The sequence below is a fragment of the Pseudomonas sp. TMW 2.1634 genome (assembly GCF_001703595.1).
GTDB lineage: Bacteria > Pseudomonadota > Gammaproteobacteria > Pseudomonadales > Pseudomonadaceae > Aquipseudomonas > Aquipseudomonas fragi.
Genome location: NZ_CP016849.1, coordinates 4,723,750 through 4,748,880, shown reverse-complemented (window position 1 = coordinate 4,748,880; position 25,131 = coordinate 4,723,750). Strand labels below are relative to the sequence as shown.

19 protein-coding genes are annotated in these 25,131 nt (G+C 59.5%); 13 read left to right on the top strand and 6 right to left on the bottom strand.

Translation table 11 applies throughout. The features are described from left to right. The first annotated feature begins 324 nt into the window (after positions 1 to 324). The 6 genes from BFC21_RS22560 to BFC21_RS22535 all read left to right on the top strand — a co-directional run bounded on the left by BFC21_RS22560 (position 325) and on the right by BFC21_RS22535 (position 7,329). Positions 325 to 1,689: an OprD family porin gene (locus BFC21_RS22560; protein ID WP_120266501.1), complete on the top strand. Its 1,365-nt coding sequence runs from the start codon at positions 325 to 327 to the stop codon at positions 1,687 to 1,689. 86 nt (positions 1,690 to 1,775) lie between these two features. Next, positions 1,776 to 3,371 carry an ABC transporter substrate-binding protein gene (locus tag BFC21_RS22555; RefSeq protein ID WP_095005062.1) on the top strand — a complete coding sequence of 532 codons (1,596 nt, stop codon included), beginning with the start codon at positions 1,776 to 1,778 and terminating at the stop codon, positions 3,369 to 3,371. 72 nt (positions 3,372 to 3,443) lie between these two features. Beyond that, a complete protein-coding gene (locus BFC21_RS22550) occupies positions 3,444 to 4,454 on the top strand; it encodes an ABC transporter permease subunit (RefSeq protein ID WP_088378978.1) in 1,011 nt (336 codons plus the stop codon). 10 nt (positions 4,455 to 4,464) lie between these two features. Beyond that, positions 4,465 to 5,376: an ABC transporter permease subunit gene (locus BFC21_RS22545; RefSeq protein WP_088378977.1), complete on the top strand. Its 912-nt coding sequence runs from the start codon at positions 4,465 to 4,467 to the stop codon at positions 5,374 to 5,376. A gap of 10 nt (positions 5,377 to 5,386) precedes the next feature. Then, positions 5,387 to 6,355, top strand: a complete 969-nt coding sequence (locus tag BFC21_RS22540; RefSeq protein WP_095005064.1) for an ABC transporter ATP-binding protein — start codon at positions 5,387 to 5,389, stop codon at positions 6,353 to 6,355. After that, positions 6,355 to 7,329 (top strand): peptide ABC transporter ATP-binding protein, encoded by a 975-nt coding sequence (locus BFC21_RS22535; RefSeq protein WP_120266500.1) that lies wholly within the window; start codon positions 6,355 to 6,357, stop codon positions 7,327 to 7,329. The genes BFC21_RS22540 and BFC21_RS22535 overlap by 1 nt, the downstream gene beginning before the upstream one ends. Positions 7,330 to 7,431: 102 nt before the next feature. On the opposite strand, the gene BFC21_RS22530 is transcribed toward BFC21_RS22535, so the two are convergent. Further along, a complete protein-coding gene (locus BFC21_RS22530; RefSeq protein ID WP_088378976.1) occupies positions 7,432 to 7,743 on the bottom strand; it encodes a hypothetical protein in 312 nt (103 codons plus the stop codon). A 302-nt stretch (positions 7,744 to 8,045) separates the two neighbouring features. Next, entirely contained in the window at positions 8,046 to 9,629 is a 1,584-nt protein-coding gene (locus BFC21_RS22525; RefSeq protein ID WP_016779471.1) for a peptide chain release factor 3, read from the bottom strand. A 339-nt stretch (positions 9,630 to 9,968) separates the two neighbouring features. Here BFC21_RS22525 and BFC21_RS22520 point away from each other — a divergent pair, with 339 nt between their 5' ends. From BFC21_RS22520 to BFC21_RS22500, 5 genes are all read left to right on the top strand, one after another. After that, positions 9,969 to 10,685 carry an ABC transporter permease gene (locus BFC21_RS22520; RefSeq protein WP_016779470.1) on the top strand — a complete coding sequence of 239 codons (717 nt, stop codon included), beginning with the start codon at positions 9,969 to 9,971 and terminating at the stop codon, positions 10,683 to 10,685. 24 nt (positions 10,686 to 10,709) lie between these two features. Next, a complete protein-coding gene (locus tag BFC21_RS22515) occupies positions 10,710 to 11,603 on the top strand; it encodes a glycine betaine ABC transporter substrate-binding protein (protein WP_088378975.1) in 894 nt (297 codons plus the stop codon). 14 nt (positions 11,604 to 11,617) lie between these two features. Beyond that, positions 11,618 to 12,271, top strand: coding sequence for an ABC transporter permease (locus BFC21_RS22510; protein WP_088378974.1), 654 nt, complete (start codon positions 11,618 to 11,620; stop codon positions 12,269 to 12,271). Continuing rightward, positions 12,268 to 13,425 (top strand): betaine/proline/choline family ABC transporter ATP-binding protein, encoded by a 1,158-nt coding sequence (locus tag BFC21_RS22505; RefSeq protein ID WP_016779467.1) that lies wholly within the window; start codon positions 12,268 to 12,270, stop codon positions 13,423 to 13,425. The genes BFC21_RS22510 and BFC21_RS22505 overlap by 4 nt, the downstream gene beginning before the upstream one ends. Positions 13,426 to 14,701: 1,276 nt before the next feature. Further along, entirely contained in the window at positions 14,702 to 15,865 is a 1,164-nt protein-coding gene (locus BFC21_RS22500) for a type III PLP-dependent enzyme (protein ID WP_083369775.1), read from the top strand. A gap of 44 nt (positions 15,866 to 15,909) precedes the next feature. Here BFC21_RS22500 and BFC21_RS22495 read toward each other — a convergent pair whose 3' ends face one another. The 4 genes from BFC21_RS22495 to BFC21_RS22480 form a co-directional block, all read right to left on the bottom strand. After that, positions 15,910 to 16,902 (bottom strand): alpha-xenorhabdolysin family binary toxin subunit B, encoded by a 993-nt coding sequence (locus BFC21_RS22495; RefSeq protein ID WP_120266499.1) that lies wholly within the window; start codon positions 16,900 to 16,902, stop codon positions 15,910 to 15,912. A gap of 37 nt (positions 16,903 to 16,939) precedes the next feature. Next, entirely contained in the window at positions 16,940 to 18,169 is a 1,230-nt protein-coding gene (locus tag BFC21_RS22490) for an alpha-xenorhabdolysin family binary toxin subunit A (protein ID WP_088378972.1), read from the bottom strand. 193 nt (positions 18,170 to 18,362) lie between these two features. After that, positions 18,363 to 19,124, bottom strand: coding sequence for a tetratricopeptide repeat protein (locus BFC21_RS22485; RefSeq protein ID WP_120266498.1), 762 nt, complete (start codon positions 19,122 to 19,124; stop codon positions 18,363 to 18,365). 3 nt (positions 19,125 to 19,127) lie between these two features. Continuing rightward, positions 19,128 to 19,808 (bottom strand): Fe2+-dependent dioxygenase, encoded by a 681-nt coding sequence (locus tag BFC21_RS22480; RefSeq protein WP_088378970.1) that lies wholly within the window; start codon positions 19,806 to 19,808, stop codon positions 19,128 to 19,130. A gap of 218 nt (positions 19,809 to 20,026) precedes the next feature. Between BFC21_RS22480 and BFC21_RS22475 the strand changes: the two genes are divergently transcribed. Both BFC21_RS22475 and BFC21_RS22470 read left to right on the top strand, forming a co-directional pair. Continuing rightward, positions 20,027 to 22,327, top strand: coding sequence for a TonB-dependent siderophore receptor (locus tag BFC21_RS22475; RefSeq protein ID WP_120266497.1), 2,301 nt, complete (start codon positions 20,027 to 20,029; stop codon positions 22,325 to 22,327). A gap of 234 nt (positions 22,328 to 22,561) precedes the next feature. Beyond that, a complete protein-coding gene (locus tag BFC21_RS22470; protein ID WP_120266496.1) occupies positions 22,562 to 25,108 on the top strand; it encodes a sulfite reductase flavoprotein subunit alpha in 2,547 nt (848 codons plus the stop codon). Positions 25,109 to 25,131 lie beyond the last annotated feature (23 nt).

Here is a 25,131-nt window from a genome sequence, read left to right as displayed (position 1 = left end):
GCCAACACCCCCCGGTATCAGCAGTGACGCTGGTCAAGTGTGGGAGCGGGCTTGCTCGCGATGGTCTTCAGGGCGCGGCATTTACTCAGTGAATACGCGTCATCGTTAACGACCATCGCGAGCAAGCCCGCTCCCACAGAGGCAGAAGCCGGTTCAGTGAACAACAGTGCGGTATCAGCAGGCCACTCTTCTGATGGCCCGCTCAAACTTCGCCTATCGGGTAGCTGGCAAACGTTTGCAATGCTTTAAAGCGTTTCACAACAGCCGAGTCAACACAAAAAAAGACCGGCCATAAAAAGAAGAAACCAAAGAGGAGCCTCAACCATGAAACTCTCCAGCCACGCGTTACTGGCCTTGTCCATCAGCAGCATCACGGCGATGGCCAGTGCCGATGAATTTATGCCCACCGAACTGAAAGCCAGCAGCGCTCAAAGCGAGACCAAGGGCTTTGTCGAAGACCAGACCCTGGGCGGCACTACCCGCAACTGGTACGCCAACGAGCTTCGCCGTCGTGATGACCGCTTTACTTACAACGACCACGGCACCCGCGAAAAAACCCCGCGCCGCATCAACTGGGTGCAGGGCACCATCCTTAACTACACCTCGGGCTTCACCGAAGGCACCGTCGGTTTCAGCACCCAGGTCGCGGCGTACAACGCCGTAGCACTGGACCGCGACGCCAAGGACATCGCCGGGCCAAACAACCGCACCCTGACCCACAGCGACGGCGATGCAGTCGGCCAGTGGAGCAAGCTGGGCCTGGCCAACCTCAGCGCCCGCATCTCCAACACCACGCTGACCGTCGGCCGACAGAACTTCAGCAGCCCGACCATCGATGTGATCGGTAACCGGGCACTGCCTTCAAGCTTTCAAGGGGTGGGCCTGCACAGTGCAGAGTTCAACAACCTGTCGTTCGATGCCGGCTCCTTTGACCGCGTATCCCCGCGAACCGAGTCGAGCCTGAGCAAGTTTCGCAGCGAATACGGCCCCTCCACGATCGAGACCGATCGCGCCAGCGTTGCCGGGCTCAACTACCAGCCGCTCAAAAGCCTGAAGACCACGCTGTACGCCACCCACGTTGAAGACTTCTGGAACCAGTACTACTTCGGCGCCGTCCACGACATGGGCGACAGCGCCACACTGGCCCTGAACACCAACTTCAACTATTACAAGACCCTGGACACCGGCAGCAAGGCCCTGGGCAATATCAACAACGATGCCTACAGCCTGGCCTTCGCCCTGAATCATCAGGCTCACACGGTCAGCCTGTCGTTCCAGCAAATTGTCGGTGACGAGTACTTCGACTACCTGCACGAGACCAACGGCATCTACCTGGCCAACTCACTGCTGTCGGACTTCAACGGCCCGAACGAGAAATCCCTGCAACTGGCCTACAGCATCAACATGGCGCAGTACGGCATTCCGGGCCTCAAGTTCAACGCCTACCACGCTCGTGGCTGGGATATCGACGGCACCAAGTACAAGGGCACCGCCTACGACGTGAAGAACATGGACGGCGAGACCCACTACGAGTACAGCGTTGGCACGTCCTATGCAATTCAAAGTGGCCCGCTGAAAGCGACCGCGATTCGTGCCACCTACACCACACACCGTGCCAGCAAAAACCAGTCTGACGGCAACATCAACGAGTTCCGCCTGGTGACGACCATCCCGTTCAACATTTTGTAAAAACGCTTACAACCCAAAGATCGCGGCTGATTCGACGAATCAGCCGTAGTCGTTACGCTGGCTCACCCGATTTGGAGAGGGTTGCTATGAAGAGACTTCCACTACGCACCGCCCTGGCAGCGGCACTGCTCAGCACCGCTGTCAGTGTGAGCGCGAAAAACCTGGTGGTCTGCACTGAAGCCAGCCCTGAAGGGTTCGACATCGTCCAGTTCACCACCGCCGTTAGCGCCGACGCCTCGGCTGAAACCATCCTCAACCGCCTGGCCGACTTTGCCCCCGGCAGTACCGATGTGGAACCGGCCCTGGCCGAGCGTTGGGACATCAGCCCCGACGGCCTTGAATACACCTTCTACCTGCGCCCCGGCGTGAAGTTCCATACCACCGATTACTTCAAACCGACCCGAAACCTGAACGCCGACGATGTGATCTGGAGTTTTCAGCGCCAGCTGGACCCGAATCACCCGTGGCACAAACTGTCGTTGGTCGGTTATCCCTACTTTGAAAGCATGGGCTTCAAGGATCTGCTTAAAAGCGTCGAAAAAGTGGACGACATGACGGTGAAAATCACCCTCAACCACCCTGAAGCGCCATTCCTGCGCGACGTGGCCATGCCGTTCAACTCCATCTATTCGGCCGAATACGCCGACCAGTTGCTCAAGTCCGGCAAAACCGCCGACCTCAACAACAAGCCCATCGGCACCGGCCCGTTTATCTTCGTGCGCTATAACAAGGATGCCCAGGTACGCTTCAAGGCCAACCCGGACTACTTCCGTGGCAAGCCGCCCAGCGATAACCTGATCTTCGCCATCGCCACCGACAGCAATGTGCGCCTGCAAAAACTCAAGGCCAACGAATGCCAGATCGCGCTGTACCCCAAGCCCGATGACGTCAAGAACATCCGCAAAGACCCCAACCTCAAGGTCGATGAACTGGCTGCCCTGATGACCAGTTATATCTCCATGAACACCAGTCACAAGTACTTGAGCGATGTGCGCGTGCGCAAAGCCATCGACATGGCCTTCGACAAGCAGACCTACCTGAATTCCGTACACGGCGAAGGCAATGCCCTGCTGGCCATCAACCCCTACCCGCCGACCATGCTGGGCTACAACACCAGCATCCCTCGGCCGCCCCGCGACCTGGACAAGGCCCGCGCGCTGCTCAAGGAAGCGGGGGTGCCCGAAGGCACGGTGCTGACCCTGTTCACCCGCAATGGCGGCGGCCCGACCAACCCCAACCCGATGCTGGGTGCGCAGTTGCTGCAGTCCGACCTGGCGCAAATCGGCCTCAAGCTGGATATCCGGGTCATGGAATGGGGCGAAATGCTCAAGCGCGCCAAAAATGGCGAACATGACCTGGTGTCGGCTGGCTGGGGTGGTGACAACGGCGACCCGGACAACTTCCTCACCCCGATGCTCAGCTGCGAGGCGGCCAGGAACGGCGAAAACTACTCGCGCTGGTGCAACAAGGATTTCGAAGCCCTGATCACCAAGGCCCGCGGCATCACTGAACCCTCGCAACGCGCTGCGCTCTACCAACAGGCGCAGGTGATATTTAATCAGGATCAACCCTGGATCAACGTAACCCATCCTATGCTGTTTACTGCGATGCGCAAAAATGTCGAGGGCTATACCCTTAGCCCCCTGACCAACAACAACTTCGCCACAACCCAGGTGAAGTAGAACAATAAATACCCGCCGGGGTTTACCTGAACCCTGGCGGACTTGCCTGACCGGCTGATAAGGAACACCGCGATGTTTAGTTTTATTGCCCGCCGAGTGGGGTTGTTGATTCCCACGTTCTTCGGCATCACCCTGCTAACCTTTGCCCTGATTCGCATGATCCCCGGCGACCCGGTCGAAGTCATGATGGGTGAGCGCCGGGTAGACCCTGAAATGCACGCCCAGGCCATGGAGCGCCTGGGTCTGAACAAGCCGCTGCACGAGCAGTACATCGACTACGTCAGCAAGCTGGCACATGGCGATCTGGGCGAGTCACTGCGCACCCGTGAAAACGTATGGAACGAATTTTCCGCGCTGTTCCCCGCCACACTGGAACTGGCCACCGCCGCCCTGTTGTTCGCCGGTATCCTCGGGCTACTGGCGGGAGTGATCGCAGCACTCAAGCGTGGTTCATTGTTTGACCACGGGGTGATGGGTATCTCCCTGGCGGGTTATTCGATGCCGATCTTCTGGTGGGGCCTGATCCTGATCATGTTCTTCTCCGTGGGCCTGGGATGGACCCCGGTTTCCGGGCGTATCGACCTGTTGTACGACATCGAGCCAAAGACTGGCTTCATGTTGATCGACACCCTGCTCAGCGACCAGCCCGAAGCCTTCTGGGACGCACTGCACCACTTGATCCTGCCCGCCATTGTGCTGGGCACCATCCCCCTGGCCGTGATCGCGCGGATGACCCGTTCATCGATGCTCGAAGTGCTGCGCGAAGACTATATCCGTACCGCCCGCGCCAAAGGCCTGTCCCCCGCCCGCGTGGTGTTTGTGCATGGCTTGCGCAACGCCCTGATCCCGGTACTGACCGTGGTCGGCCTGCAAGTGGGCACCCTGCTGGCCGGTGCCGTACTGACCGAAACCATCTTTTCGTGGCCCGGTATCGGCAAATGGCTGATCGAAGCCATCGGCGCCCGGGACTACCCCGTGGTGCAAAACGGCATCCTGCTAATCGCCTGCCTGGTGATTCTGGTCAACTTCGTAGTCGACATCCTCTACGGCTTTGCCAACCCACGCATCCGTCACCAGCGCTGAGATCCTGACCATGAGCACCTCCCCAAGCACGACCGAAGTGGATCAAAGCCTGCTTTATCCATCACCTTACAAAGAGTTCTGGCACGCCTTCTCCCGCAACAAGGGCGCCGTGGCGGGCCTGATCTTCATGACCATCATCGTGTTCTGCGCGATCTTTGCGCCGTGGGTTGCCCCCCACAGCCCGAGCGAGCAATACCGCGACTTCCTGCTGACCCCGCCGGTGTGGCTGGAGGGCGGCCAGTGGCAATTTTTGCTGGGCACCGACGAGTTAGGTCGTGACCTGCTGTCACGACTGATCGAAGGCTCGCGCCTGTCGCTGCTGATCGGTTTGTCGTCAGTAGTGATCTCGCTGATTCCGGGCGTGATCCTGGGCCTGATTGCCGGGTTTTTCCCGCGTTTTATGGGCCCGGGCATCATGCGGTTGATGGACATCATGCTGGCCCTGCCGTCCCTGCTGCTGGCCGTGGCGATTGTCGCCATCCTCGGCCCTGGCCTGATCAACACCGTGATCGCCATTGCCGTGGTCTCGCTGCCCTCGTACGTACGTCTGACCCGTGCCGCCGTGATGGGTGAACTGAACCGCGACTATGTAACCGCTGCCCGCCTGGCCGGTGCCAGCCTGCCGCGCCTGATGTTTATCACCGTGCTGCCCAACTGCATGGCCCCGCTGATCGTGCAGGCCACCCTGAGCTTCTCCTCGGCGATCCTCGACGCTGCAGCCCTGGGCTTCCTCGGCCTTGGCGTACAACCGCCAACCCCGGAGTGGGGCACCATGCTGGCCTCGGCCCGCGATTATATCGAACGTGCGTGGTGGGTCGTGAGCCTGCCCGGCTTGACCATTTTGCTCAGCGTGCTGGCAATCAACCTGATGGGCGACGGTCTGCGCGATGCGCTGGACCCGAAACTCAAAAACGCCGCCTGAGGAGATTCCCATGTCACTGTTAGAAATCAAGAATCTCAACGTCCGCTTTGGCGACGCAACGGCCGTGCCGGTCGTCGACGGTTTGAGCCTGTCGGTGGATAAAGGCGAAGTCCTGGCCATTGTCGGCGAGTCGGGGTCGGGCAAGTCCGTGACCATGATGGCGTTGATGGGCCTGATCGAGCACCCCGGTATCGTCACCGCCGACGCCCTGACCTTCGATGGCAAGAACATGCTGACCCTCAGCGCCCGTCAGCGCCGCCAGATCGTCGGCAAAGACATGGCGATGGTTTTCCAGGACCCCATGACCGCGCTGAACCCCAGCTACACGGTGGGTTTCCAGATCGAAGAAGTGCTGCGCCTGCACCTGAAAATGTCCGGCAAGGCGGCGCGCAAACGTGCGATCGAGCTGCTGGAAAAAGTCGAAATCCCCGGCGCTGCCAGCCGCATGGACGCCTACCCGCACCAACTGTCGGGCGGTATGAGCCAGCGCGTGGCAATTGCCATGGCCATCGCCGGCGAGCCCAAACTGCTGATCGCCGACGAACCGACCACCGCCCTGGACGTAACCATCCAGGCGCAGATCATGGACCTGTTGCTCAGCCTGCAACGGGAGCAGAACATGGGCCTGGTGCTGATCACCCACGACCTGGCCGTGGTGGCCGAAACCGCCCAGCGAGTGTGCGTGATGTACGCCGGCCAGGCCGTGGAAGTGGGCAACGTGCCGGGGCTGTTTGATGTGCCGGCGCACCCGTACAGCGAGGCGCTGCTGGCCGCGATCCCGGAACACAGCATGGGCGCTGCCCGTCTGTCGACCTTGCCCGGCATCGTGCCCGGCCGCTATGACCGGCCCAAAGGCTGCCTGCTGTCACCGCGCTGCCCATACGTACAAGAACAATGCCGTCAACAACGTCCTGCGCTGGAGCAACAGGCTCACAGCCAGGTGCGCTGCTTCTTCCCCTTGAATCAGGAGGTGGCGTAATGACTGTTGTTCTTACCGCCCGCGACCTAACCCGTCACTACGAAGTGTCCCGTGGCATGTTCAAAGGCCATGCCCTGGTGCGCGCACTTAACGGCGTGTCATTTGAACTGGAAGCCGGCAAAACCCTGGCCGTGGTGGGCGAGTCCGGTTGTGGCAAGTCCACCCTGGCCCGCGCCTTGACCCTGATTGAAGAACCGTCCTCGGGCTCGTTGAAAATTGCCGGGCAAGAAGTCGCCGGGGCCAACAAGGCCGAGCGCAAGCAACTGCGCAAAGACGTACAGATGGTGTTCCAGAGCCCCTACGCCTCGCTCAACCCACGGCAGAAAATCGGCGACCAGTTGGCTGAACCGCTATTGATCAACACCAAACTGAACGCCAGCGAACGTCGCGAAAAAGTCCAGGCCATGATGAAACAGGTTGGCTTGCGCCCCGAGCATTACCAGCGCTACCCGCACATGTTCTCGGGCGGCCAGCGCCAGCGTATCGCCCTGGCCCGGGCCATGATGCTGCAACCCAAAGTGCTGGTGGCGGATGAGCCGACCTCGGCGCTGGACGTATCGATCCAGGCGCAGGTGCTCAACCTGTTTATGGATTTGCAGCAGGAGTTCAACACTGCCTACGTGTTTATCTCGCACAACCTGGCGGTGGTGCGGCATGTGGCTGACACGGTACTGGTGATGTACCTGGGCCGCCCGGTAGAAATGGGCCCCAAGGAAGAGATCTACACCCGGCCGCTGCACCCCTATACCCAGGCACTGCTGTCGGCTACCCCGACCATCCACCCGGACCCGCTCAAACCGAAAATCAAGATCGTCGGTGAGCTGCCTAACCCGCTGAACCCGCCATCGGGCTGCGCCTTCCACAAGCGCTGCCCGTATGCGACCGAACTGTGCAGCACGGTAGAGCCGGCGTTGCGGGTGCTCGATAACCGTCAGGTTGCCTGCCATCACGCGGAGCAGTTTCTAACTAACTGACGCCTATGTGGGAGCGGGCTTGCTCGCGATGCAGCCAACTCGGTCTGTCTGGATGACCGAGTTGGCTGCATCGCGAGCAAGCCCGCTCCCACCGTTCAGAAACTACGTCTGGCTATCGCCTTCGTCACCCGCGTCACCCTCATCGCCGTTATCCCCACCGTCACCGCTGCCACCCCCATCGGCGCCGCCGTCACCATCGGTCTGGTCATCATCCCCCGAACTGCCGCCCTGCCCCTGATCACCCGGTTCCGAATCCGACTTGTAGATGGCATGAATCGTCGGCCCCGGTACGCCCGTCGCGGAGTAGCCGGCCCCGGCACTGCTCAGCGGGTTGCTCGCCCAAGCGGCCGAAGCACTCACCGTCAGCAGCACCAGCACCTTGAGCAACAGCACAATGCGTTGAAAAAGCTTCATGGAGATTTCCATCCTGTGTGTGAGAAATACCCTTTAAACCTAGTTCGCCCCCTTTAGCTTTTCCAGAAACACGCAGGTTGCGATATACCCATTCGGAGTAACGTTGCTGCGTTTATCGATACTTTGTGGCGGGGACTTGTCACCCTTGTAGCAGTTGACGAGCAGCGCGAGGCTACGTCCGGCTGCGTAGCAGTCGTAAACCGCTGCGGGCGCGATCGCAGCCTTAGCCAGCGACTACAAAATTTGCGCAAAAAAAAGCGAAGCCCAAGGGCTTCGCTTTTTTCAACCAGACACCGAAGTGTTTAGTGATGCTCGCGGGTTGCGCGGAATTTCACATCCGGCCAGCGTTCTTCCATCAATGCCAGGTTAACGCGAGTCGGGGCCAGGTAGGTCAGGTGGCCACCACCGTCCACAGCCAGGTTTTCCACCGCCTTGACGCTGAACTCTTCAAGCTTCTTCTTATCGTCGCAATCAATCCAGCGCGCCGAGTACACGGTGATCGGCTCGTAGGAGCATTCCACTTTGTATTCTTCCTTCAAGCGGCTGGCGACCACGTCGAACTGCAGCACACCCACGGCGCCCAGGATGATGTCGTTGCTGCGCTCCGGGAAGAACACCTGGGTGGCGCCCTCTTCGGCCAGTTGCTGCAAGCCCTGGCGCAATTGCTTGGACTTGAGCGGGTCGCGCAGGCGTACACGACGGAACAGTTCCGGGGCAAAGTGCGGGATGCCGGTGAAACTCAGGCTCTCACCCTCGGTGAAGGTGTCACCGATCTGGATGGTGCCGTGGTTGTGCAAACCGATGATATCGCCGGCAAAGGCCTCTTCCAGCTGTTCACGTTCGGAGGAGAAGAACGTCAGGGCATCGCCGATGCGCACGTCCTTGCCGGTGCGCACATGGCGCATTTTCATGCCCTTTTCGTACTTGCCCGAGCAAATGCGCATAAAGGCGATGCGGTCGCGGTGTTTTGGGTCCATGTTCGCCTGGATCTTGAACACGAAACCGGTGAATTTCTCTTCAACCGGCTCTACGGTGCGCTCGTTGGCAACACGGGCCAACGGCTTCGGCGCCCAGTCCACTACTGCGTCGAGTACGTGGTCAACACCAAAGTTGCCCAGTGCCGTACCGAAGAACACCGGGGTCAACTGACCATCCAGGAACTCCTGCTGGTTGAATTCATGGCAAGCGCCCTGAACCAGCTCCAACTGGTCAACAAAACGATCGTACTCGTCACCCAGGTGCGCGCGGGCTTCGTCGGAATCGAGCTTTTCGATGATCTTGGTTTCGGTGCGTTCGTGACCGTGACCGGCGGTGTAGACAATGATGTAGTCGTCCGCCAGGTGGTAAACACCCTTGAAATCACGGTAGCAGCCGATCGGCCAGGTGATCGGCGCTGCCTTGATTTTCAGGACTGCTTCGATCTCGTCCAGCAACTCGATCGGGTCGCGAATGTCGCGGTCGAGTTTGTTGATAAAGCTGACGATAGGCGTGTCACGCAGGCGACAAACGTCCATCAGGGCGATGGTACGAGGCTCAACGCCCTTACCGCCGTCGAGGACCATCAGCGCCGAGTCGACCGCCGTCAATGTGCGGTAGGTGTCTTCAGAGAAGTCTTCGTGGCCCGGGGTGTCGAGCAGGTTGATCATGTTGTCGCGATACGGGAATTGCATGACCGACGTGGTAATCGAAATACCCCGTTGCTTCTCCATTTCCATCCAGTCGGAGGTGGCATGGCGGTCGGACTTTCGCGATTTCACCGTACCGGCGACAGCAATCGCCTTACCCATCAGCAAGAGCTTTTCGGTGATGGTGGTCTTACCCGCATCGGGGTGGGAAATAATGGCGAAAGTGCGGCGTTTCGCGACTTCGGCGGCCTGGTTGGTCATGGGAAATCGCCTGACGATTGATTCAAAAAAGGGCGCGGATTATAGCCCAAATACGGGCTGCGCAGCCACCGTTGGAACCGTGGCTCGTCGGACAAGGGTGGCAATGTGCCGTAAAAAATGTGAACCTTTTAAACAGTGGAGGCGTCCACTCTCCTGATACGACAAAGCGTCAGGGGCTGAAATATCAGCAAGTTAGCCTGACGAGGCTGCGCTAATGACAGGTGCTGAGGGCGCATTTTCGCCACCACCTGTTGCTCTTCGCGAACATATTGCCGGCAGCCAGGAATGGCCTTGCCACACGACGATGTGTTCGCCGACTGAAAAAAAAGGAGTCCGTCTATGGCGAATCGCTATGGAAAAGGGCTTATAGGATGTGCGGTAGTTATCGCGCTTCTGGCCCTGTTGGTCCACTGGATCGGCATCAGCACTATCGAACACTATCAAGATGATTTGTTGTTCTACCTGCAAGCCCACCTGTACCTGGTACTCGCTTCAATGTTCGCGGCCCTCCTTGTAGGGATACCTGCCGGCATTTTCCTCAGCCGACCTTCAATGGCCGGACGTGCGGAACGCTTCATGCAAGTCTTCAACATCGGCAACACCGTGCCTCCACTGGCGGTACTGGCCATCGCCCTGGGGTTCCTGGGCATCGGCAGCGGGCCTGCCATCTTCGCCCTGTTTCTCGCCTCGTTGCTGCCCATTGTGCGCAACACCTATGAAGGCCTGAAAAACGTCCAGGGCTCGCTCAAGGAAGCCGCCGTCGGCATCGGCATGACCCCGCGCCAAGTGCTGTGGCGGGTCGAATTGCCCAACGCCGTGCCCATCATCATGGGCGGTGTGCGCGTGGCACTGGCGATCAACGTCGGTACCGCCCCCCTGGCGTTCCTGATCGGCGCCAACAGCCTGGGCAGCCTGATTTTCCCCGGCATCGCCCTTAACAATCAGCCGCAACTGATCCTTGGCGCGGCCTGTACTGCGCTGCTGGCATTGCTGCTCGACGGCCTGGTGATACTGGTCAGCCGCCGGTGGTTGGAACGCGGTCTGCGACCTGCTTAAGGTCTGGCTGAGAAAGGAATACCCATGAAAAAAATCAGCTTTTTACTAGGCTGCATCCTGCTGTGTGCAGGAATTGCACAGGCCGCCGAAAAACCCTTGATTCGCATTGGGGCGCGGGTGTTTACCGAGCAAACCCTGCTCGCGGAAATCACTTCGCAATACCTCAACAGCAAGGGTTACAACGCCCAGGTCACCGGCGGGCTGGGCAGCAGCCTGGCGCGCTCGGCCCATGAATCCGGGCAACTGGACATGGTGTGGGAATACACCGGTGTTTCGCTGGTGGCCTACAACCACATCACCGACAAGCTGGACAGCCAGCAATCCTATGACCGGGTAAAAGAGGTCGATGCAAAAAAGGGACTGATCTGGCTGCACCCGTCCAAGTTCAGCAACACCTACGCGCTGGCCCTGCCGCAAAAGGTGGCTGAGGAATTCCCGGGCATCAACAGCGTCAGCGACCTGAACAAGGCCCTGCGCGAACCGGAAAACAAAAAAGCGCTGGTGGCCCTGGACACCGAGTTTGCCAACCGCTCCGACGGTTTGCAGGGCATGGTCAAGCTGTATGACCTGGACCTGACCCGTCGCAATATCCGTCAGATGGACGCAGGCCTGGTCTACACCGCCCTGAAAAACGGCCAGGTGTTTGCCGGCCTGGTCTACACCACGGACGGTCGCTTGAGCGCCTTCAACCTGAAGCTGCTCGATGACGACCTGCATTACTTCCCGGACTACACCGCCGCCCCGGTGGTACGTAAAGAGTACCTGGACGCCCACCCGGACCTCGAAGGCCTGCTCAAGCCGCTGGCGGATCTGTTTGACGACGAAACCATGCGCCAGCTCAACGCCCGGGTCGACGTTGACCACGAAAGCCCGTCCAAAGTCGCCGCAGATTTCCTGCGCCAGCATCCACTGAACTGAATAGAGGAGAAGACATGGAATTTTTAAACGCCTTTTCCCACATGGACTGGTCGCAGGTCCTGCATCTGACCCTACAGCACATCAGCCTGGTCGGCATCGCGGTGATCCTCGCGATCCTCATCGGCGTGCCGCTGGGCGTGCTGATGACGCGCTTCCCGTCACTGGCCGGCCCGCTGCAGGCCAGCGCCACGGTGCTGTTGACCATTCCGTCCATTGCCCTGTTCGGCCTGCTGCTGCCGTTCTACTCCAAGTTCGGCCAGGGCCTGGGCCCGATGCCGGCCATTACCGCCGTGTTCCTGTACTCGCTGCTGCCGATCATGCGCAACACCTTCCTCGCCCTCACCGGCGTGGAACCGGGGATTCGCGAAGCGGCCCGCGGCATCGGCATGACCTTCGGCCAGCGCCTGCGCATGGTTGAACTGCCAATTGCCGTACCGGTGATCCTGGCCGGTGTGCGCACCGCCGTGGTGATGAACATCGGTGTAATGACCATTGCTGCCACCATCGGTGCTGGCGGTCTGGGTGTACTTATTCTTGCTGCAATCAGCCGTAGCGACATGTCGATGCTGATCGTCGGCGCCGTGTTGGTCAGTGTTCTGGCCATCATCGCCGACCTGCTTCTGCAATGGCTGCAACGCTCGCTGACTCCAAAAGGACTGCTCAAATGATCGAACTTCAAAACCTCAGCAAAACTTTCCAAAGCAACGGCAAAGACGTCAAAGCCGTGGACTCGGTGAGCCTGACCGTCAACGAAGGCGAAATCTGCGTGTTCCTCGGGCCTTCGGGTTGCGGCAAAAGCACCACGTTGAAAATGATCAACCGCCTGATCAAGCCCACCTCGGGCAAGATCCTGATCAACGGCGAAGACACCACTGACCTCGACCCGGTGACCTTGCGTCGCAATATTGGTTATGTGATCCAGCAGATCGGTCTGTTCCCCAACATGACTATCGAGGAGAACATCACCGTGGTGCCGCGTCTGCTGGGCTGGGACAAGCAAAAGTGCCATGAGCGTGCCCGCGAACTGATGAGCATGATCAAGCTGGAGCCCAAGCAGTACCTGCATCGTTACCCGCGTGAGCTGTCCGGTGGTCAGCAACAACGTATCGGCGTGATTCGCGCCCTGGCCGCCGATGCGCCGTTGCTGTTGATGGATGAACCCTTTGGCGCGGTCGACCCGATCAACCGTGAAATGATCCAGAACGAATTCTTCGAGATGCAACGTGCGCTGAACAAGACCGTGATCATGGTCAGCCACGACATCGACGAAGCCATCAAGCTGGGTGACAAGATCGCCATCTTCCGTGGCGGCAAGCTGCTGCAGATGGACCACCCGGACACCCTGCTGGCCCACCCGGCGGACGACTTTGTGAGCAACTTTGTCGGCCAGGACAGCACCCTGAAACGTCTGCTGCTGGTAAAAGCAGAAGACGCCGCGGACAACGCGCCGTCGGTGAGCCCGGAAACCCCGGTGGCCGAAGCGCTGGAACTGATGGACGAACTGGACCGCCGCTATGTGGTGGTCACCTGTGCCGACAACAAGGCACTGGGCTATGTGCGTCGTCGCGACCTGCATCGTCAGAGCGGCACCTGCGGCCAGTACCTGCGCGAGTTCAACGCTACGGCGGCGTACGACGAACACTTGCGCATCCTGCTGTCGCGCATGTACGAGTTCAACCGCTCGTGGTTGCCGGTGATGGATGCCGAGCGGGTGTTCCTGGGTGAAGTGACCCAGGAATCGATTGCCGCCTACCTGAGCTCGGGCCGTTCCCGGGGGGCCAAGACCAGTATTGTGTCGCCGGCGGATATCGCGCTGGCGTAACAACTGCGCCCCTCCCCTGTGGGAGCGGGCTTGCTCGCGATAGTGGCAACGCGGTTTTCCTGCAAGACCCCGTTGCTGCCATCGCGGGCAAGCCTCGCTCCCACACCCTGCCGCTCCCTAATCTGGCACTCCCCTGTGGGAGCGGGCTTGCTCGCGATAGTGGCAACGCGGTTTTCCTGCAAGCCCCCGTTGCTGCCATCGCGGGCAAGCCCGCTCCCACACCCTGCCGCTCCCTAATCTGGCACTCCCCTGTGGGAGCGGGCTTGCTCGCGATATTGGCAACGCAGTTTTCCTGCAAGACCCCATTGCTGCCATCGCGGGCAAGCCACGCTCCCACACCCTGCCGCTCCCTAATCTGGCACTCCCCTGTGGGAGCGGGCTTGCTCGCGATAGTGGCAACGCGGTTTTCCTGCAAGACCCCGTTGCTGCCATCGCGGGCAAGCCACGCTCCCACACCCTGCCGCTCCCTAATCCGGCACTCCCCTGTGGGAGCGGGCTTGCTCGCGATAGTGGCAACGCGGTTTTCCTGCAAGACCCCATTGCTGCCATCGCGGGCAAGCCACGCTCCCACACCCTGCCGCTCCCTAATCTGGCACTCCCCTGTGGGAGCGGGCTTGCTCGCGATAGAGGCAACGCGGTTTTCCTGCAAGACCCCATTGCTGCCATCGCGGGCAAGCCTCGCTCCCACACCCTGCCGCTCCCTAATCTGGCACTCCCCTGTGGGAGCGGGCTTGCTCGCGATAGTGGCAACTCGATTTTCCTGCAAGACCCCGTTGCTGCCATCGCGGGCAAGCCACGCTCCCACACCCTGCCGCTCCCTAATCTGGCACTCCCCTGTGGGAGCGGGCTTGCTCGCGATAGTGGCAACGCGGTTTTCCTGCAAGACCCCGTTGCTGCCATCGCGGGCAAGCCTCGCTCCCACACCCTGCCGCTCCCACATTCTGGCAACAACTCCTGCGCCGCGCCCCCAGGGCGAACCCATCAGCGTCATGACTGTCAGTTACTTATAGAACTGTCATGGCCCCCACGACGAACTCGTGCAAAAACGCGACATTTTTTGTTGATCTGCGGGCACTCACGCCCTAAAGTTCGCGCCGAACATCCATGCTGGAAACGATCCATCCGGCTCAAGTACTGACGACGAGACAGCAAGGTCCATTTACCTTTTTTGCTTTCGGCGGACATGCCTTGGGAAGTAGGCGAACCAAAGTGGGGATACGGAGGATGTTCAGCTGCACCCATTTATTTATGACGTTTGCCACAGGAGTCCCCCAGCATGTCGATTCAGGTCGAAGACTATTACGCGCGCGATACCTTCCAGAAAATGAAGGCCTTCGCTGACACCCAGGAAACCCCGTTCGTGGTGATCGACACCGCCATGATCAGCAAGGCTTACGATGACCTGCGTGCAGGCTTCGAATTCGCCAAGGTGTACTACGCCGTCAAAGCCAACCCGGCAGTCGAAATCATCGACTTGCTGCGCGACAAGGGTTCGAACTTCGATATCGCCTCGATCTACGAGCTGGACAAGGTGATGGCCCAAGGCGTTGGCCCGGATCGCATCAGCTACGGCAACACCATCAAGAAATCCAAGGACATTCGTTACTTCTACGAGAAAGGCGTTCGCCTGTTCTCTACCGACTCTGAAGCCGACCTGCGCAACATCGCCAAGGCCGCTCCAGGCTCAAAAATCTATGTGCGCATCCTGACCGAAGGCTCGACCACGGCTGACTGGCCACTGTCGCGCAAATTCGGCTGCCAGACCGACATGGCAATGGACCTGCTGATCCTGGCCCGCGACCTGGGCCTGGTGCCTTACGGCATTTCATTCCACGTTGGCTCCCAGCAACGCGATATCAGCGTGTGGGACGCAGCCATTGCCAAGGTCAAGGTGATCTTCGAACGTCTTAAAGAAGAAGACGGCATCGTCCTCAAGCTGATCAACATGGGCGGCGGCTTCCCGGCCAACTACATCACCCGCACCAACAGCCTGGAAACCTACGCTGAAGAAATCATCCGCTTTCTCAAGGAAGATTTCGGTGACGACCTGCCGGAAATCATCCTGGAGCCGGGCCGCTCGCTGATTGCCAACGCCGGGATCCTGGTCAGTGAAGTGGTACTGGTTGCGCGTAAATCGCGCACTGCCGTTGAGCGTTGGGTATACACCGATGTGGGCAAATTCTCGGGCCTGATCGAAACTATGGATGAAGCCATCAAGTTCCCGATCTGGACCGAGAAAAAAGGCGAAATGGAAGAAGTGGTGATCGCCGGTCCAACCTGCGACAGCGCCGATATCATGTATGAAAACTACAAGTACGGCCTGCCCCTGAACCTGGCCATCGGTGACCGCCTCTACTGGTTGTCGACCGGTGCCTACACCACCAGCTACAGCGCCGTCGAATTCAACGGCTTCCCGCCGCTGAAGTCGTTCTACCTGTAAGCACATGCCCCCCGCACTCGCGTGCGGGGGGCTGTTGATATCGTCTAGCGGCTGATGCGCCGCAAAAAGCCCAAAAACCCGACCAGCTCTGCCGACGTCTGACGCAGCAAGTGCTCATCGACTTCAGTGGTCGCACGCACCCGGGCAATGAACACCCCCATCCCCTTGGCCACCAGCCTCATATTGGCAACCCAGCAGGCACGCACCTCAACCAGCTCCGCGTGGCGCCTGATCTTTTGCGCGCGCTCCTGCAGCACTCGCGCATCCGTCTTGTTCTTGTTGCTCTGGGTTCTCAGGTCGACCAACCTGTCGCTTATCTTGTTGCGCGCTTCAGTCAGCGAAAACAGCCTGAACCCGCCGTCATAAACGCCCAGATACTGGGTCAAACGCTCAAGGGCAGTCATCACGGTATCTGCGTCCGCCCTTCCCACCAGGGCGGAGTTGACCAACCCCTGGATTTGCTCCGGGGTAGGCAGCAAGTCACGCACATGGTCGAGCCAGGTTCGTGATTGCAAAAGCGTTACCGCTGCGTCAATCACCTGCTTGTCTGCACGCAGCCGATCGTCTTCGACCTGCAGGTCAACGGCCTGCTGCTCCAGTTCTTCGAGCCTGGCCGCGTCATAAGCCAGCAGGGGGTCCGAATAATGCTCCAGGTTCAACCCTTCACCTTCCACTGCGCGCATTTCGATCTGTTCTTTTGCCGCCCTGGCGGCACTTGCAATACGGCTGACCCGCTGAAAAAAAGTATCACTTAACGTATTAATCGCCGACGCTTGTATACCGGCCGCCAGACGGGTATGGCCCTGAACAATGATCCACTGCTGGAGAAGTTCATCGACCCCGGTACTTTCAACCATAACTTCAAGCGCGCTGGCCTTATCAACAACAGCACGCACACTTTGACTCAAATACCTGGCGGCCTGCCCCAAGCGTTCCTGGAGCGACGGAATAAAATCGTACTCATGATTGACCGCCACCGCATTGAACTTCTTCAAGCCTTCGATAACACCCGGCATATCGGGATTTTCATAACCCATAATATCAATCTCCCTGTTCAAGTATTCACATCCTTGTTTACTGACGCCCATCCACCATGTCATCAAACACCAGTGCGATATAAAAACTGTAATCCTTGACACGCATCCAAGGGTTCAACAACTGAGCAAAATCAAGTTTGAACTTGTGTAATCGGGCAAGGGTATTGACCCCTTTGAGTTCAAACGCTGCTTCATCCAGATATTTGGCGATATAACCCCAAACCTGTGCCAGTTGCCTGGCGCCCTGCTCGGCGCCGAGCATGCGGCTGCGCAAATCCGTGAAGCGCTGCTGGGTGATGTCCAGGGCCACAGCCAGGCGTTCCTGCTCCTGACTGCCTTGCCTGGCAAGATCGCGCTCGGCGATCAGCTTGTTTTTTCGCGCCCGTATGCTCTCAGCCTTGACCCCGAAAATTCCGCCGGTAATCGCCAGCCCGATAGGCCCCAGAAAGATCCCCGAGTGCCCGTACAGCACATGCGAGCGGTAGTCCCTGATCAACTGCTCGATTTCACTGTCCAGCTCCTTGATGCGCGCAGTCAGCAACTTGCGCTCAGCCGATAGCCCCGCCTTGGCATACGCTTCGAGCTTGGCATTTACCTGGTGGATCAGCTCATCCGACAACACACGCTCAAACTCGGCCGCCAGCGCGCCCACGGCATGGGTTTTTTTGATGTAGGCCTCGGTATCCTGCTTGATAAGCAGCACATAGTCCCTGACGACACCCACAGCTCTCAGCTCGGTTGCGCTGAGCACAATCTTTTTAAGCTCGGCCTCTTCTGCCTGGGTCAGTTCGTCAAGCGTGCCACTGAGGAAACGGTCCAGTTCGACTTTATTGATCAACTCGATAATGCCGTTGGCCGTGGTGATGAACCCGTCGGAGAACCGGTTGAGTTGTCGGCTGAGTTCTTTGGTATCACGTTCCAGTACGGCCCAACTGGCAGCATGTTGCACCACACGCTGATGAAACGACTGGATACTGGCTGGCTCCAGCCCCGCGACACTCGCCGTGTCGGCGCCGAGCCAGGCCACGACCTTGTTGTACTCCACGGGCAATGCTCTGGACTCGCGCACATATGCACGGACACTCTGGATATCACTGCGCCGGACAATAAAGCCCAACTCGTCCCTGGAAACAGCAGCGGTTTTTTCACCCGCGAGCATTTGAATATACTGCGAAGGCAAGTAGATGGCCGCTTCCAGTGAACTCATCTCTTCAAGCGGGCGGGTATCTTCAGCGCCACCAGGGGGCGCAACATGTTGAACCTGCATATTAATTCCCTTTAAACAATGATCCTGCTGTGCAGCATCATGTTTTAAAGGGCATCAAACAATTACCGGCTAGCCTGCAACTGTGTAAGACCAGAGCGTAAATAAAAATGAATAGTTACCCCAACTAACCAGCGCTTACTCGGACGCGATAAACAACAGCGTACGAGTATTTACCGCCGCGCGGTCATCTGCTTTACACGGGGCTGCTCTGCAACGTATTGATGCGGGCTTGCCAGGCCTCACTCATGGCTCTGACCCGCAGGTCGCGAGCTTCAAGCAGGGTCCCCAGGCTTACCCGCAGAAAGTTCAGGTTGCCGCCGGCCAGGGCGCGCTCAAACCAGGTCAACGCTTCATCAATATGCCCGGCCTCGGCCAGGACCGAGGCATGGCTGAACTGGCCACGAAAATCACCGCCCCGGGCCGAGCGCTCGTACCAGAGCCAGGCCGCTGGCTTGTCGCCCGGGCAATACACCCCCTCTTCGAGGTAGCGACCCACCAGGTTCATCGACTTGGCATGGCCCGCCTGCGCCGCGACCTGGTACAGCTTGAATGCCGCCCCCTGGTCTGGCGCCACGCCACGGCCGGTGGCCAGCAGGTTGGCGTAGTTGTAAAGCGCCCAGTCCAGCCCCGCCTCGGCGGCCTGGCGGTACTCCAGGCTGGCCAGGGTGCAGTCCACAGGCCCGCCCCAGCCGTGTTCCCAGCAGCGCCCCAACATATTGCGGGCCATCAGGTGACCAGAATTGGCTGCGATCTGAAACCAGCGCTTGGCCAACACCGGGTCGCGCTCAATGCCCTGGCCGTCGAGCAGAATCTGCCCGAGCAAGGCCTGGCCATCGACGATGCCCTGCTTGGCGGCGATTAAAATGGCCTGGGCCGCCTTGCCCGGGTTTTCAGCCAGCATGGCACTCAGTTGCGCACCGTCGAGCACTTCTTCGCGACGTAATTGAAAGCTCATGACTTACACCTCGGCCCAGCGACGCAGCAGGTTGTGGTAGGTGCCGGTGAGCTGGATCAACGAGGGGTGATCTGGAACGTCCCGGGTCAGTTGCTGGATCGCGCCGTCCATTTCAAACAGCAGCGTGCGCTGGCTGTCTTCGCGCACCAGGCTCTGGGTCCAGAAAAACGACGCAAAGCGTGCGCCACGGGTAACGGCATTGACCTTGTGCAAGCTGGTGCCGGGGTACAGCACCATATCGCCAGCGGGCAATTTGACCTGCTGCACACCATAAGTGTCCTGGATCACCAGTTCGCCGCCGTCGTAGTCCTCGGGGTCGCTGAAAAACAGGGTGGCCGACAGATCGGTGCGCACCCGCTCGGGGTTGCCCTTGGGCTGGCGCACGGCATTGTCGATATGAAAGTCGAAACTGCCGCCCCCGGTGTAGCAGTTCACCAACGGCGGAAACACCTTGTGTGGCAAGGCCGCTGACATATACAGCGGATTTTTCCACAGCCGATCAATCATCGCCGCACCAATTTCTTTGGCCAGCGGGTGGTCTTCGGGCAATTGCAGATTGTGCTTGGCCTTGGCCGACTGAAAACCTGCGGTGATCTTGCCGTCAGCCCATTCAGTCTGCTGCAGCGCCTCACGGATGCGCTGCACCTCTTCACGGGAGAACAAGCCGGGGATATGCAGCAACATGACGCAATACCTGATAGCAAAGGGATGGCAATGGTATTGATTCTTATTGTCTGTGTAAAACTTTGTTAAGCGGCCTGTAGACGAACGAGTGTGAAAAAACCGTAAAGGCAATTTGTAAAGAATGTAAATTCAGCGCAAATAGTAATGCCTCTCAATTGATAGTCAGAATTGTTTGCCATATATTTCGCGGCTCAAATTCTGGGGGAAGGGATCTTCAAATGTCGCGCCAACAATTAAAATTACCCGTCAGCTCACCGCGTTTACTGGCTTCGGCCATCGGTGTCGCGATTACCGCGACTTCTGCAGGCCATCTGGTTCAGGCTGCCGAAAGCACTGACAGCAAGGCCCAGGGCAGCAGTATTTCCCTTGGCGCGACCACGGTTAATGGCGAACAGACCGACAAGTCTTATCAGACCGAGAAAGCCAGCTCCCAGAAGTACACCGCACCGCTGGTTGATACGCCGCGCTCTGTCACCGTGATCCCGCAGCAAGTGCTGCAGGACACTGCAGCCACCTCGCTGCAAGACGCCCTGCGCACCGTGCCGGGCATCACCTTCGGCGCAGGCGAAGGCGGCAACCCACAGGGCGACCGTCCGTTTATCCGTGGTTTTGACGCACAGTCCGACATGTACCTGGACGGCGTGCGCGATGCTGGCGGCCAGACCCGCGAAATCTTCGACATCGAATCGATCGAAGTCAGCAAAGGCCCGAACTCCACTTTCGGTGGTCGTGGCTCGGCTGGCGGCAGCCTGAACATGGTGAGCAAGACCGCCAAGGCGGGTGACTTCCTCAATGGCGGCTTCACCTACGGCTCCGACCAGACCCGCCGCTACACCCTGGATGTAAACCGTCAGTTCCTGGACACCGCAGCGTTCCGCCTGAACCTGATGAGCCACGAGCAAAACGTCGCTGGCCGCGAATCGGTCAACTACGACCGCTGGGGCGTAGCGCCATCGTTGACCTTCGGCCTGGGCACTGAAAACCGCCTGAACGTCAGCTATTACCACCTGGAAAGCAACGACCTGCCGGATTCGGGCATTCCATACGGCTACAGCAACAGCTCCAAGACCGCAGTTCACGTCCACGACAAACCGGATGATGGCGGCGACAGCAAAAACTTCTACGGCCTCAAGGACCGTGACTTCCGCAAGACCCGTGTGGATATCAGCACCATCTCGTTCGAGCATGACTTCAGCGATGCGATGACCCTGAAAAACACCTTCCGTCACGGCAACACCGGCCAGGACTACATCCTCACCCAGCCGGACGACAGCCAGCACAACGTCAACCAGTTCGGTACCGTGTGGCGTCGTGCCAACACCCGTGTTTCGACCACCGAAACCACCACCAACCAGACTGACCTGTTCGGCAACTTCCAGGTCATGGGCTTCAAGAACAACTACTCCACCGGTGTTGAATTCACGCGTGAAGAAACCCGCGCCAGCGGTTACACCGTGACCCCGAACAGCAACCCCAACTGCACACCGGACAAAGTCGGTAACAGCGGCGGCCAGTGCACCTCGCTGTCCAACCCGAACCCGAACGATGTGTGGACCGGTACTGAAGCGCGTAACTACTACGGCACCAACACCGTGGGCGTGACCAAAGCCGCCTACGTGTTCGACACCATCGAGCTGGATCCGAAGTGGCTGTTGAACGCCGGCCTGCGTTACGACGCCTTCAGCACCACCGCCAACACCAATGCCGCGACTGGCCGTACCAAGGTCTCGAACGACAGCCACTTCTTCAACTGGCAGACCGGCCTGGTCTGGAAGCCACTGGATAACGGCAGCGTTTACCTGTCCTACGCGACCTCGGCTACTCCGCCAGGCGGCGTGGTGGGTGAAGGCGTTGAAGGCAACGGCCTGGTTGCTCCTGGCAGCACCATCACCAGCGACCTGAAGCCGGAAGAAACCGTTAACTACGAACTGGGCACCAAGTGGGACGTGTTCCACGATCGTCTGTCGCTGACTGCAGCCATCTTCCGTACCGAGAAGAAGAACACTCGCGTCCTGACTGACTCGTTCACCTACGAAAACGCCGGTGAATCCCGCGTTGACGGTCTGGAACTGTCGGCCAGCGGCAAGATCACTGACAAGTGGCAAGTGTTTGCAGGCTATAGCTACCTGAAAAGCGAGCTGGTTGATCCGGGCCAGAAAGCCAACCGTAACGGCAGCGTAAACACCGCAGCAATTTCGGACAAAGGCAATGAAATGCCGAACACCCCGAAAAACAGCTTCAGCCTGTGGACAACCTATGAAGTGATGCCAAAGCTGACCATCGGCGGCGGTGCGTTCTATGTTGACGAAGTCTACGGCGACACGGCCAACACCGTTTACGTCCCGGCTTACACTCGCTACGACGCAATGGCCAGCTACAAGCTGACCAAAAACATCGACCTGCAACTGAACGTACAAAACCTGACCGACAAGACCTACTACGACAAAGCCTACGCTGCGCACTTCGCCAGCCAGGCCGCAGGCCGTACCGCCTTGTTGACCACCAGCTTCCACTTCTAATTCGAAGTTGAGCTGAACAAAAGCCCCGCCCATCTGATGGTCGGGGCTTTTGTGTGTAGCCGCTGACGAGGCACGAGGCTGCGATGCGGGCCGCAGGACCGCCAACGGGGGCCGCTGCGCAGCCCATCGCAGCCTCGTGCCTCGTCAGCGGCTACAGATTCTGAAACGTGTAGAACTGACGTACACGGCATACAGCGCCGTGATGAATTCAATTGAGCAAGCAAGGCGGTCGTTGTGTTTAAGAAAACACTTTTTCAGCTGCACTGGTTTTTCGGCATAACCGCCGGGCTGGTTCTGGCCCTGATGGGGATAACCGGTGCCACGGTGTCGTTTCAGGACGAGTTGCTGAACTTGCTCAACCCTTCGGTGCTCAAGGTCGAAAAGCTCGACAGCGGCGTATTGCCACCGGCCGAGCTGGTGCGCCGGGTCGAAGCCACCGAGGGTAAGCAAGTCGCCATGTTGTGGGTGGGCGTGGACAGCGGTACCGCCGCACGGGTTTTCTTCACCCCGCCACCGGGCGAACGCCGCGGCCAGTTGCGTTATGTCGACCCGTATACCGGCACCTATCAGGGAGAGGCCAATGGCCAGGGCTTCTTCGACCTGATGCTGCAATTGCACCGATTCCTGGCAATGGGCCAGAGCGGTCGCCAGATTACCGGCGCCTGTACCCTGATGCTGGTGTTCTTCTGCCTGTCGGGCCTGTACCTGCGCTGGCCGCGCCAGGCGCTGAACTGGCGCGCCTGGCTGACCCTGGACTGGGCAAAAAAAGGTCGCAGCTTCAACTGGGACCTGCACGCCGTGGCCGGAACCTGGTGCATGGTCTTTTATCTGCTGGCAGCCCTGACGGGCCTGTCGTGGTCATACGAGTGGTACAACCAGGGCCTGCAAAAACTCCTGTCCGATGCCCCGAGCGGTGAACAGCGCCAGGGCGGTGGTCGCGGCCCCCGTGGCCAGGGCGGCCCGACCGGCCCTGCGCCGGTCGCCGATTACGACGCCATCTGGGCCAGCATCCAGAAGACCGCCGGGCCGGACCTGAGCCTGTACAACGTGCGTATGCCGCCAGTGGCCGGCCAGCCTGCAACGGTGTTCTACCTGCTGAACACATCACCCCACGAGCGCGCCTTCAACCAGATCGTGCTCGACCCGGCCACCGGTACGGTCAAGAAGGTCGAGCGCTATGACGACAAGAGCTACAAGGCGCAATTGCTGACCAGTATTTACGCGCTGCACACCGGCAGCTACTGGGGTATCACCGGGCGCGTGCTGGTGACCGTCGCGAGCCTGACCATGCCGCTGTTCTTTATCACCGGCTGGTTGCTGTACCTGGACCGTCGCCGTAAAAAGCGTCAGATCAAGCAGGCCCGCCAGGGTTTTGCCGACACGGGCAGCGATGCCTCGTCATGGCTGATCGGTTTCGCTAGCCAGAGCGGCTTTGCCGAGCAACTGGCCTGGCAGACGGCCGGGCAATTGCAGTCTGCCGGTTTGCCAGTTCGGGTCCAGCCATTGGGCGCGCTCAGTGAAGAAGATTTGCAGCACGCCAATCATGCCCTGTTCGTGGTCAGCACCTTTGGCGATGGTGAAGCGCCTGACAGCGCGCGAGGGTTTGAACGCAAAATCCTCGGCCAGCCCTTGGGCTTGAATGCTCTCAAATACTCGGTACTGGCTTTGGGTGACCGTCAGTACCCGCACTTTTGCGGTTTCGCCACACGTATCCAGCAATGGCTGAGCGAGCGCGGCGCACAAGCGCTGTTTAGCCCGGTGCAAGTCGACAGCGGTGATGTCGAGGCCCTGCATCACTGGCAGCAACAACTCAGCCAGCTCACCGGCGGCGCACCGGGCACACACTGGCAGGCGCCGAGCTATAACAACTGGACCCTGACTGAGCGCAAGCTGCTCAACCCCGGTAGCAGTGGCTCGGGGGTTTACCTGTTGGGGCTCGACGCGCCAGACGCCAATGTTTCATGGCAGGCCGGTGACCTGGTAGAAGTCATGCCGCGACAATCGAGCTGGGCGGTTGAACACTTCCTGGAGGGGCTGGGCTTGTCGGCTGACAGCCTGGTGCAACTCGATGGTTTGCAAGAAACCCTGGCCCAGGCCCTGGCGGGGCGCCAGCTGCCGGACAATCGCGGCCATTTGGTGGGCATGCATGCCCAGGCATTGGTAGATGCGCTGATCCCGCTGAACATGCGCGAATACTCCATTGCCTCGATCCCGCAGGACGGTGTGCTGGAGTTGATCGTGCGTCAGGAGCGGCATGCGGATGGCAGTCTGGGGATAGGTTCGGGCTGGCTCACCGAGCATGCCGCCGTCGGTTCGGCGATCAGCCTGCGCGTGCGGCGCAACAGTGGCTTCCACCTGCCCGCTGAACCGGTGCCGCTGATCTTGCTCGGTAATGGCACCGGGCTGGCGGGATTGCGCAGCTTGCTCAAGGCCCGCATTGCCCAGGGCCAGCAGCGCAACTGGCTGTTCTTTGGCGAGCGCAATGCTGCACACGACTTCTATTGTCGCGATGAGCTGCAGGGCTGGTTGGCCAGGGGCGATCTGGCGCGGCTGGATCTGGCGTTTTCGCGGGATCAGGCGCAGAAGGTGTATGTGCAGGACCGCTTGCGCGAGTCTGCCGGGCAGGTACGCCAATGGCTGGACCAGGGCGCGGCGATTTATATCTGCGGCAGTTTGCAGGGAATGGCGGCGGGTGTGGATCAGGCGCTGATCGACATGCTGGGGGCTGAAGCGGTGGAGAGGCTGATCGAGCAAGGGCGCTATCGGCGGGATGTGTATTAGTCGGACAAGCTGCTCAGCTCTTG